Below are 10,192 nucleotides of genomic sequence, written 5' to 3'. Positions count from 1 at the left end.
AGTACGCGGGCTTCCGCCCGGCACGCCGAGAGCACGCACCAGACGCCGCGGGGCCGCCCTTCGGGCGACGACGGGAGTTTGACGACAGGCCCTAGCGGGCCGCCGCCCGGCGCAGGGGCTCGACCGTGCCGCCGGCGGTGCTCAGGGGGAGCGGCGCCATCTCCGTCATGGAACCGAGCCGCTCGGGCCGGGACTCCGAGCCGGGATGCCGTCCGCCCCGGCCTTCGCCGATCACCTGCCAGCCCCCACGAGTCAGGGTGATGTACGCGCCGCAGCGCAGCCCGTGCAGGGTGCAGGCGTCTCGCAGCCCCCACATCCACGCCCCGTCCTCCTCGGTCCACCGCTCGTCCCCGTCGCGGCAGTACATCAGCACCGCCGTCCGGACCGGGGTGCGCCGCCGCAGGTCGTGCGGGATGACCCGGCGCAGCCGGGACAGCAGGGCGTTGCGGTACTCCCAGCCGTCCGCCGAGGCCGAGCGCTGTACGAACGAGGCGCTGGCGACGAGCCGTTCCTCGGGGCCGAGCACGGCTATGACGGCGGTGGACGGCACGGGGCCGTGCCGCGAGTGCAGGCCGCTGACCACCTCGCGCGGGTTGCGCAGCAGGGGAACCCCCGCCGCGGTCCACTCGGACGGTTCGAGCAGTCGGCCGTGCCGACTGGTGCCACCGGTGGCCGTGTTCAAGGACGCGGTCGCGGGCGGGGCGAAACCGAAGGTCACGGTCCTCCCTTCGGGTACACGCCCGCGAACGGGCACGGCTGAGGTGTGGGCGCGCCGCAGCGCGGCCCAGGAGAGTGCCGACGAGCCGAGCGGGAGCACTCCGATTCTCGCGTGGCCCGCGACGGTGGGGCAATGAGCATTTGAGGACGCGGACCGGAATTCGCCGGTATGCCGTTCATATCCTTGCCCCGCCACGCCGGTGACGACTCATTCCGCTACGGCTGAAGCGCGAGCACCAGCGGAAACACCCCCTTCACCCCTGCTCGCCGCAGCAGCCGGGCGGCCACTGCGAGGGTCCAGCCGCTCTCCGCGCGGTCGTCGACGAGGAACACCGGACCGGGGACCTCCGACAGGCTCGCCGCGAGGGCTGGCGGCACGGTCAACGCCTGGTGGAGCCCCCGGACCCGCTGGGCGCTGTTCGAGGACGGCAGCCCGAACTCCGGGGCCAGATCGGTGTACTCCAGCGCTCCGAGCAGCGGGATCCGACCGACCTCCGCGATCCTCGCGGCCAGCGAGGCGACCAGCTGCGGGCGGCTGCGCGAGGGCAGCGCGACCACGCCCACGGGCCGTTCCGGGGCGTCCGGGGCGCCGGAGGCCCAGCCGCCCGGTCCCCGGGCCCAGTCGGCCAGTACGGCCACCACGGCCTGGGCCACATCGTCCGGAACCGGCTGGTCGGCTGCCTGGGCGGCGAGCATCGGGCGCAGCCGGTTGCCCCAGCCGATGTCGGACAGCCGGCCCAGTGCCCGCCCGGGCGCGGCCTGCTCGCCGGCCGGGATCCGGCCCTTGAGGTCGACGCCCACCGCCGCCAGACCGGTCGGCCACATCTTGCGCGGCTCCAATTCCACCCCCGGGCGGCCCAGTTCCCCCCGGGCGGTGTCGAGCGAGGCGGAGGAGACCGCCGCCGCGAAGCGGGCGCCGGCGCAGTTGTCGCAGCGGCCGCAGGGCGCGGCCTCCTCGTCGTCGAGCTGGCGGCGCAGGAACTCCATCCGGCATCCGGTCGACGCCGCGTAGTCGCGCATCGCCTGCTGTTCGGCGGCCCGCTGCCGGGCGACCCACGCGTACCGCTCGGCGTCGTACGCCCAGGGTTCGCCGGTGGAGGTCCAGCCGCCCTTGACCCGGTGGACCGCGCCGTCCACGTCGAGCACCTTGAGCATCGTCTCCAGACGGGTCCGCCGCAGGTCGACCAGGGGCTCCAGGGCGGGCAGCGACAGGGGGCGGCCGGCCTGTGCCAGGACGTCGAGGGTGCGGCGCACCTGCTCCTCCGGGGGGAAGGCGACCGAGGCGAAGTACTGCCAGATCGCCTCGTCCTCGCGGCCGGGGAGCAGCAGCACCTCGGCGTGCTCGACGCCACGGCCGGCGCGGCCGACCTGCTGGTAGTAGGCGATGGGGGACGAGGGCGAGCCGAGGTGCACCACGAAGCCGAGGTCGGGCTTGTCGAAGCCCATGCCGAGGGCGGAGGTGGCCACGAGGGCCTTGACGCGGTTGGCCTGGAGGTCGTTCTCCGCCTGCTCGCGGTCGGCGTTCTCGGTCTTGCCGGTGTACGAGGAGACCGTGTGGCCGCGGTGGCGCAGGTAGGCGGTGACCTCCTCGGCGGCGGCCACGGTCAGGGTGTAGATGATCCCGGAGCCCGGCAGATCGCCGAGGTGGTCGGCGAGCCAGGCCAGGCGGTGCGCGGCGTCGGGCAGGGTCAGTACGGCCAGGCTCAGGCTCTCGCGGTCGAGGGGGCCGCGCAGCACCAGGGCGTCCGTGCCCGCACCGGTGCCGAGCTGCTCGGCCACGTCGGCCGTCACCCGGGCGTTGGCGGTGGCCGTCGTCGCCAGGACCGGGACGCCCGGCGGGAGGTCCGCCAGCATCGTGCGCAGCCGGCGGTAGTCGGGGCGGAAGTCGTGCCCCCAGTCGGAGATGCAGTGGGCCTCGTCGACCACGAGCAGGCCGGTGGCGGCGGACAGCTTGGGCAGTACCTGGTCGCGGAAATCGGGGTTGTTGAGGCGCTCCGGGCTGACGAGCAGGACGTCGACCTCGCCGGCGGCGACCTCGGCCTGGATGCCCTCCCACTCCTCGGGGTTGGCGGAGTTGATGGTGCGCGCGCGGATGCCGGCACGGGCGGCGGCCTCGACCTGATTGCGCATCAGCGCGAGCAGCGGGGAGACGATCACGGTGGGTCCGGCGCCGCTCGCCCGCAGCAGGGACGTGGCGACGAAGTAGACCGCGGACTTGCCCCAGCCCGTGCGCTGGACGACCAGGGCGCGCCGCTTGTGCGCGACGAGGGCCTCGATCGCCTTCCACTGGTCCTCGCGCAGCCGTGCGGTGCCCGTGGGGTCGCCCACGAGGCGGGCGAGTACGGAATCGGCTGAGGACCTCAGGTCTGCGTTCATGCCCCCATGCAACCCGATCCCTCTGACATCGCGCCAATGCGCGCTCCGGGCTGTGGATGTTGAAGGTTGAACTAGATATCCACAGGGGTTTCGGGATCGGATCAGGCACGGGACCGTCGAGCCATGACGACGAACCACGAATCGCCCAGCACGTCCGGCCGGCCGTCCATCAGCCCTGCCGGAGCCCCCACCGACCCCCAGATCACCCTGCGCAGTCCGGCCGAACTGGCCGACGCGCTGCCCTACATGCTCGGCTTCCACCCCACCGACTCCCTCGTCATGGTCGCCGTCCACGGCGAGCGCGGCCGCTTCGGCGGCCGGCTCCGCGTCGGGATCCCCGCCGCCCCCGCCGAATGGGAGGACACCGCCCGCCAGGTCGCCGAATGCCTGATCAAGGCGAGTGAACGGCGTGGCGACAAGCCCGACGGCATCGTGCTCTTCCTCTGCCAGGACCCGGCCGGCGGGGAGAGCGCGCAGCGGGTCATGACCCGTCTGCGGCCGCTGGCCCAGCGCGTGCGGACCGCCTGCGGCGCCCTGGACGTCCCGGTCCTGGAGGCCCTGTGCCTCTCCGACGGCCGCTACTGGTCGTACGTCTGCCCCGAGGCCGACTGCTGCCCGGCCGAGGGGACGCCGCTGGAGGCTCCCGGCACCTCGGTGATGGCCGCGGCCGCCACCTTCGCCGGGCTCCGGGTCCGCGGCTCCCTCAGGGACATCGAGAAGCGGCTGGCACCGCTCGGCGGATCCTGGGCCGCCGAGCAGGAGCAGGCCTTGGAGCGGGCCGCCGCGTCCCTCGTACCGAGGATCCTCGACGGGGAGACCCGCGAGGAGGTCGGCGCGCAGACCCTCGGCCTGGCCCGGACCCTCATGCGGCGCCTGACCCTCGCCCCGCCCGCCGAGGGCGGCCCCCGCGCGGACGACTGGGACGACGCCCTGCTCGGCCACGACGAGGCCGCCGCCGTGATCCTCGGCCTCCAGGACCGGGAGATCCGCGACATCGCCGCCGAGTGGATGGAGGGCGACGAGGCGGCCCCGGCCCTGCGGCTCTGGCGGGCCCTGGCCCGGCGCTGCGTCGGCGTCTACGGGGAGCACGCCGCCGCCCCGCTCACCCTGGCGGGCTGGGTCTCCTGGTCCAGCGGGGACGAGCCGACCGCCCGTATTGCCCTCGGACTGGCCCTCCGGGCGGACTCCGAGTACCGCTTCGCCCAACTGCTCCACCACGCCTGCAACGAGGGCATCGACCCCGAGGGGCTGCGGCAGTGCCTGCGGGAGGAGCGCAGGCGCCGCGAACCCCGCCGCAAGCGCACCGCGGCCACCACGCGGCCGCCCGGCCGCCGGACCGGGCCGCGCCGCCGCCCCTCGCGCCGCACCGAGGGGAGCGGACGATGAACGCCCGTCAGGCCCCCGTCCCGGGACGTCCCCCGAGGCGGCCGCGAGGCGCCGTGGGCGCGGGCGCACGCCGCCCACGCGCCACCCGGTGCGGGCCGCCGCCACCGGGGCCCGTGACCCGGGCGGGGGTGGGGGCGTTCAGCCGGTGGGCGGTGGGGGTCCGGCCGCGCCGCCGCCCAGCGGAACCGGCCGGAGCGAAGACAAGGCGACACATGACTCCCCCCGCACCCGAAACCGGCCCGCCCGGAACCGCACCCGCTCCCACCACCCGCCCGCCGCGGCAGGCGCCCGGCGGCGCCCCCGCACCGGGCTCCCGCCCGCCGGTCGCGGAGTCCGGCTCCGAAGCCCGGACGGACGGGGCCCCGTCCGGGGTCCGCGACGTCCCCGGTGCGCGGTCGCCGGGGGCCCCGCCAGGTCATCCGGCCGGGCACCCCGCCGGGCGCCCCTCCGAGCGTCCCGCAGGGGAGCGCCACGGCCCCGAGGGCGGTCCGGGGACGGCGGCTTCGGGGCCCGGCAGCGCCGGCACCCCGTCCGGGACGGCGCCCGACGGGCCGGCGGGGAGACCGCCGCAGGGGCCGGGCGGCCCCGGGGCGGCTCCGCAGCCCGGGGCGGGGAGCGGACGGCGGGTCGAACTGCCGCCCGTGCACGAGGCCGTCATCTGCGTCGCCGCGCCCTGCCTGGCCATCTCGCCCGAACACGGCCAGCTGACCGGGCGGGGGATCGAGGGCATCTACCGGTCCGGCCGCAGGCTGCTGTCCCGCTGCGTGCTGCGCGTCGCCGGACGCGACCCGGTCGCCGTCCAGGGACGCAGCCTCGGGGCCGACCGGGCCTCCTTCACCGCCACCGTCCGTACCGGGGTCGAGCCCGGTCCCGACCCCGACATCGGGGTCGAACGGGTACGGCACGCGGACGGCACCGAGCGCATCACGGTACGCAGCTTCGCGGCCCGCCCCCTGCGCCTGCCCGTGGAGGTCTCGCTCGGCACGGACCTCGCCGAGCTGGCCGCCGTGGCGGCCGGCCGCGCCGGGCCCGAGCTCGCCGCCGGGGTGCACGCGGCCGGACTGCGCTGGAGCACGGAGGACGCCCTGGCCGTCACCACCGCCGAACCGGCCCCCGACGACGCCCTCGCCACCGCCGGACTGCTGCGCTGGCAGCTCGAACTGGGCCCGGGGGAGTCCCGCAGCATCGAACTGCGCACCACCCGGGACCGCACCGCACGGGCCCCCGCCGGACAGGTCGCCAACCCGCTGGCGGAGGCCCGGGCCGAGGGTGACGACCCGAGGGCCGAGGCATGGCTGCGGACCAGCGTCGAGGACCTGCGCGCCCTGCTCCTGCGGGACCCGGCGGAGCCGGGCGACGCCTTCGCGGCGGCGGGCGTGCCCTGGCGGCTCGGGCTGGCCCCGGCGGAGTCGCTGTGGGCCGCCCGGATGGCGCTGCCCCTCGGCACCGGGCTCGCCGCCGCCACCCTGCGGACACTGGCCCGCGGCCAGATCTCCGGCCGCGGCCCAGGGGCGGGCATGATCCCGGGACCGCTGCGCGCCGCCGGGCCGCAGCTGCCCCCGGGCTGCACCGGCACCGAAGCCACCCTCGGCTTCCCGGCGGTGCTCGCCGAGGCCCGCCGGTGGGGACTGCCCGAGGACGAGGTGGCCCGCCTCCTGCCCGCCGCGGAGCGCTGCCTGCACTGGCTCCGCTCGGCGCTGGGCGAGGACGGCCTGCTGGCCGACCCGGACCCGGGACCCCGGCGGTGCGAGACGCAGGCCCACGCCCACCGGGCCGCACTGCTCGGCGCCGACCTGCTCGACGGGTGCGGCCGGGCCGGAGCCGCGGAGTGGCGGGAATGGGCGGCGGCCCTGCGGGAGAGGTTCCTGGACGGGTTCTGGATCGACGGGCCGGACGGGGGCCGCCCCGCCGCCGCCCTCCACCCCGACGGCCGGCCGCTGGCCCGGCTGACGGGGGCGGCTGCGCACCTCCTGGACACCGGCCTGCTGGGCGGCGGGCAGCTCGCGCCCGGCCTGCTCGACCGGATCCGCACCGAACAGCTCGCCCGGCTGCTCGGGGCCCCCGCGATGGATTCGGGCTGGGGGCTGCGGAGCATGGCGGCCCGGGAACCGGGACACAACCCCTTCGGCCACCGCTCCGGTGCCGTCCGGGTCCACGAGAGCGCCGTCGCCGTGGCCGGACTGGCCCAGGCCGGCCACGACAAGGAGGCCGCGGGCCTGCTGCGGGGCCTGCTGGACGCGGCGGAGGTCTTCGGGTACCGGCTGCCGGAGATGTACGCCGCCGAGCAGCGCACCGCCGGCAGCGCCCCCCTCCCGCACCCGGCGGCCTGCCGGCCGGCGGCGGTGGCCGCCGCCGCGGGGATCCACGCCCTCACCGCCCTCGCGGGCGTCCGTCCCGACGCCCCGGCGTCGACGGTCGCGGTGACCCCCCGGGCGGGCGCCCCCCTCGGAGCCCTTCGTCTGGCGGGACTGCGGGTGGCGGGGGAGCCGTTCACCGTCCGGATCAGCCGTCTCGGCGTCGGCATGGTGGAGGAGGCCGCCGATGGGCTCCAACTGGGCGGGTGAGGACGCTCCCGGGCGGTGGGCCCGACTGATCGCCGGGTTGCGGACTGGGTTCCAGATCACCGTCCTCGGGATCACGAAACCGCTGTTTATCGTCAGGCAGACGACTATGATCGCGGCATGTCGCCCTACGACCCGTCGGCCTATCCGCCCTTCGCCGTCACCGTCGACCTGGTCGTGCTCACCGTGCGCCGCCACGCGCTCTGCGCGCTGGTCGTACGACGGGGAGAGCAGCCGTTCCAGGGGCGCTGGGCGCTGCCCGGCGGCTTCGTCCGAGGGGACGAGGACCTCGCGGGTGCCGCGGCGCGGGAACTCGCCGAGGAGACCGGGCTGTGCGCGCACGACCCGGCCGCGCCCGGAGTGGACAACGGGGCGCACCTCGAACAGCTCGCCACCTACGGGGACCCGCAGCGCGACCCGCGGATGCGGGTGGTCAGCGTGGCCCACCTGGTACTGGCCCCCGACCTCCCGGCGCCCCGGGCGGGCGGCGACGCGAACAGCGCCCGCTGGGCTCCCGTCGACGAGCTCCTGGAAGGGCCCGAGCAGCCCGTCGCGGGCCTCGCCTTCGACCACGCCCGGATCCTCGCCGACGGTGTGGAACGGGCCCGCTCGAAGATCGAGTACTCCTCGCTGGCCACCGCCTTCTGCCCGCCCGAGTTCACCGTCGGCGAGCTGCGCCGGGTCTACGAGGCGGTGTGGGGCGTGGCGCTCGACCCGCGCAACTTCCACCGCAAGGTCACCGGAACCCCCGGGTTCCTGGTGCCCGCCGGGGGGACGACGACCCGTCAGGGCGGCAGGCCCGCCCAGCTGTTCCGGGCCGGCGGGGCGACCCTGCTCAACCCGCCGATGCTGCGGCCGGAGGTCTGACCCCCCGCCGTCGGCAGGCGCGCGGCTCCGGCGGCCCCGGACGGCGGCACGGGAGGACACAACCCGGACCGGTTGCATAGAAAATCGGACATATCGCGTTATCTTGCATGCGGTACTCACCCTGCCGCAGAGCGGTCTCACACCCTGCGAGAGAAGCGATGCTCCAGGCCATCGGACTCACCAGCACACCCCGTCGAGATCTGCCGCCCCTCGTGGACGACCTCACCTTCGAGGCCCGCCCGGGGTGCGTGACCGCCCTGCTCGGAGAGCCGGGTTCGGGCAAGACCACCGCCCTGCGGCTCATGCTCGAACTCGAACCGGGCCGCGGCATCACCTACTTCCGCGGCCGCCCGCTGCACCGGATCCCGCATCCCGGCCGTGAGGTCGGCGTGCTGCTCGGCGACGTCCCGGGACATCCGTCCAGGACCGTCCGGGGCCAGCTGCGCATGCTCTGCGCGGCCGTAGGCGTCCCCGCCTCCCGGGCGGACACCATGATGGAGGTCGTCGGCATCGCCGGCCTGCGCGACCAGCGCCTCGGCTCGCTCTCGGCCGGCATGGACCGCCGCGTCGCGCTGGCCGCGGCCCTGCTCGCCGACCCCTGCACCCTGCTCCTCGACGAGCCCGCCGCCGGCCTCCAGCCACGGGAGCGCGCCTGGCTGCACGCGCTGCTGCGCGGCCACGCCTCCCTCGGCGGGGCCGTCCTGTTCACCACGGCCGACGCGAAGGAGGCCGCCCGCAGCGCGGACCGCGTCGTCTCCATCGCCTCGGGCCGGCTCGTCGCCGACCAGGAGGCCGCGGACTTCGCCCGCACCCGGCTGCGCCCGAGGGTCGCCGTGCGCACCCCGCACGCCGCCCGGCTGGCCGACGTGCTGGGCCGCGAGGCCCGGGCGGCGCACCGCGCCGTGGAGATCGTCGAGGAGAGCGGCAGCCGCCTCTCCGTGTACGGCAGCAACTGCGCCGAGATCGGCGAGGCGGCGTTCCGCAACGGCGTCCTGGTCCACCAGCTCGCCGACGAGACGGGCGACGCCGGAGCCCCCGTCACACCCGTCCCGCAGGCCCGCACCGGGGCCGGCGGGCCGGTCAAGACGGAGGCGCGGGTCGAGGCCGGAGCCCCGCTCCGGGCCGTGGCGGGCGCCCCGGCCCCCGCCGCCCCCGACGCCCGCCCGGACCAGCGCCCCGCCCCCGGCGGTGGGTTCCGCGCCGAGCAGGGCACCGGGGCCGGGTCCTGGCCCGTCGTCGGGCCGGAGTCCGAGGGCCGCCCCTCGGCCGGCGCGCGCCCCCCGCACGCCCGTTCCGAGCCCCCCGCCTCGGCCGTGCGCCGTGTGGGCGGGCCGCTGCGCCCGCTGCGCTACGAACTGCGCCGCCTCCTCGGCACCGCCGCGCCCTTCCTGACCACCGCCCTCGTCGTCGCCGTCTCCGCCCTGACCGCCCTGGTGCTCGCCCGGACCGGGCACACCCCCCGCGACCGGGTGCTCGCCGCCTGGCCGGAGCTGGTCCCGCTGCCCCCCGCCGCGCTCGGGGCGGGGCTGCTGGGCGCGCTGGCCTTCGGCGAGGAGTACCGCTACCCCGCCCTGGCCGCCGACCGGGGAACCGTCCCCCGCCGCCTCGGACTGCTCGCCGCCAAGCTCGGCGTCTGCTCCGCGCTCGCCCTGATGCTCGGCGCCCTCGCCGTCGCCGCCGACGCGGCCGCGGTCCGGCTCGTCTTCGGCCGCGGCCCCCTGGGCACCTGGACGGAGTGGGCCGCCCCCGCCGCGAGCTGGGCGGGGCTGCTGGTCGGCTGCGCCTGGGCCGGGGTGCTCGCCTCCGCGGTGTTCCGCTCCGCCTCGGCCGGGCTGGCGGCCGTGCTCGCCGTACCGGTGATGGTCGTACCGCTGGTGCGCAAGGCGCTGGAAGGGCCCTCCGCGTACCCCGCGGCCGGGTTCGCCACCCGGCTGCGCGGTCTGGCCTCGTCACCGTGGCCGACGGAGGCGGACACCTACGTGCTGGGGGCCTTCCGGGTGATGGCCCAACCCGTCGGTGCCGCCCTGCTGTTGTCGTTGATGGTCCTGTTGTGCGCCTATGGGTTCACAGGACTGCGCGGCCGGGTCCGTTGGTGACCGTTCCGATGCGGTAGCCGTCTCCGGCGGGACCGGAGAAGTCCGCTTCGCGCCACATCAGGCGAAGCGGACCACAACTCCCCGCAAAAGGCCCGGTTCTTTACGATAAGTCGTCAATTGCGTAGGTGGCACCGATCACCCTTTCGTGTGCTTTTCACCAAAGACCTCAAGGGCGGTGGAGGCACGGCC

The 10,192-nt window shown here is 76.4% G+C and carries 6 protein-coding genes; 4 read left to right on the top strand and 2 right to left on the bottom strand.

Annotation, left to right across the window (positions count from 1 at the left end):
- Nucleotides 1-91: 91 nt before the first annotated feature.
- A complete protein-coding gene (locus tag AB0O29_RS24565; protein WP_365154826.1) occupies nucleotides 92-718 on the bottom strand; it encodes a hypothetical protein in 627 nt (208 codons plus the stop codon).
- A gap of 215 nt (nucleotides 719-933) precedes the next feature.
- Entirely contained in the window at nucleotides 934-3,093 is a 2,160-nt protein-coding gene (locus tag AB0O29_RS24560; protein WP_365154823.1) for a RecQ family ATP-dependent DNA helicase, read from the bottom strand.
- Between the two features lie 123 nt (nucleotides 3,094-3,216).
- Between AB0O29_RS24560 and AB0O29_RS24555 the strand changes: the two genes are divergently transcribed.
- The 4 genes from AB0O29_RS24555 to AB0O29_RS24540 all read left to right on the top strand — a co-directional run bounded on the left by AB0O29_RS24555 (nucleotide 3,217) and on the right by AB0O29_RS24540 (nucleotide 10,003).
- Nucleotides 3,217-4,479, top strand: coding sequence for a DUF4192 domain-containing protein (locus AB0O29_RS24555; protein ID WP_365154820.1), 1,263 nt, complete (start codon nucleotides 3,217-3,219; stop codon nucleotides 4,477-4,479).
- Between the two features lie 632 nt (nucleotides 4,480-5,111).
- Nucleotides 5,112-7,043: a glycogen debranching N-terminal domain-containing protein gene (locus AB0O29_RS24550; RefSeq protein WP_365154828.1), complete on the top strand. Its 1,932-nt coding sequence runs from the start codon at nucleotides 5,112-5,114 to the stop codon at nucleotides 7,041-7,043.
- A 117-nt stretch (nucleotides 7,044-7,160) separates the two neighbouring features.
- On the top strand, nucleotides 7,161-7,907 hold the full coding sequence (locus AB0O29_RS24545; RefSeq protein ID WP_365154817.1) for an NUDIX domain-containing protein: 747 nt from the start codon (nucleotides 7,161-7,163) through the stop codon (nucleotides 7,905-7,907).
- A gap of 158 nt (nucleotides 7,908-8,065) precedes the next feature.
- Entirely contained in the window at nucleotides 8,066-10,003 is a 1,938-nt protein-coding gene (locus tag AB0O29_RS24540; protein WP_365154815.1) for an ATP-binding cassette domain-containing protein, read from the top strand.
- Nucleotides 10,004-10,192: the final 189 nt, after the last annotated feature.

The sequence above is a fragment of the Streptomyces sp. NPDC089915 genome, assembly GCF_040684675.1.
Taxonomy (GTDB): Bacteria; Actinomycetota; Actinomycetes; order Streptomycetales; family Streptomycetaceae; genus Streptomyces.
Note: the sequence above shows the minus strand (reverse complement) of the source record. Positions and strands in the feature narration are given on the sequence as shown.

Bases quoted from the DNA above. Each gene is read 5' to 3' on its own strand.
- AB0O29_RS24545 (WP_365154817.1), top strand. From the start codon at position 7,161: ATGTCGCCCTACGACCCGTCGGCCTATCCGCCCTTCGCCGTCACCGTC.
- AB0O29_RS24560 (WP_365154823.1), bottom strand. From the start codon at position 3,093: ATGAACGCAGACCTGAGGTCCTCAGCCGATTCCGTACTCGCCCGCCTC.
- AB0O29_RS24555 (WP_365154820.1), top strand. From the start codon at position 3,217: ATGACGACGAACCACGAATCGCCCAGCACGTCCGGCCGGCCGTCCATC.
- AB0O29_RS24540 (WP_365154815.1), top strand. From the start codon at position 8,066: ATGCTCCAGGCCATCGGACTCACCAGCACACCCCGTCGAGATCTGCCG.